Source organism: Vibrio sp. 1249-1, assembly GCF_033340495.1.
In genome coordinates this window covers 1-685 of the sequence record NZ_JAWOWJ010000582.1, presented here as the reverse complement: position 1 = coordinate 685, position 685 = coordinate 1, and the positions used below count along the sequence as shown (strand labels likewise).

The window sequence follows — 685 nt, the reverse complement described above, 5'->3', positions numbered from 1 at the left end:
AACAAGGCTCGAGGTCACTTTTATGCGCTCGACGATGTAAGGCAAACCTTAAGGACAGGCGCACCGGCAGATGAAAACTCCGGGCCAATGCCAATGGCGTGTTGGAGTTGTAAAAGTCCTGATGTCGCTCGCGTGATAGAAGAACGTGGCGAGGATGGCTATTTCTCTGGTAAATGGGCACGTCTAGGCTCAGAAATCGTCAATCCTATCGGATGTTCTGACTGTCACGACACTCGCTCAGAAAAATTCAACCAAGGCGAGCCAGAACTCGCACTAACCAGACCTTATGTTGAGCGAGCATTCGATGTAATTGGAAAAAACTTTGATGAGCAGTCGCGCCTTGATAAACAAGCGTCTGTGTGTGCTCAGTGCCATGTCGAATACTACTTTACAGGACCAACGAAAGCGGTGAAATTCCCTTGGGATATGGGTACGACGGTCGGTGACATGGAGAAGTATTACGATGCGTTGGACTTTAAAGATTGGACTCACGCCGTTTCTAAAGCACCGATGCTAAAAGCACAGCACCCTGGCTTCGAGACTTGGCGTGAAGGGATTCACGGCAAAAACAAAGTGGTTTGCGTCGATTGCCATATGCCGAAGGTGACAAAAGAAGATGGTACCGTTTATACCGATCATAAAGTAGGCAATCCTTTCGACCGCTTCGAAGACACATGTGCGCAGT

Annotated in this window: 1 protein-coding gene; it reads left to right on the top strand. The window is 48.6% G+C overall.

What is annotated here, in order from left to right; genetic code table 11:
* On the top strand, positions 1-685 hold a 685-nt coding region (locus tag R7Z50_RS27750), incomplete at both ends, for an ammonia-forming cytochrome c nitrite reductase subunit c552 (protein ID WP_318149788.1).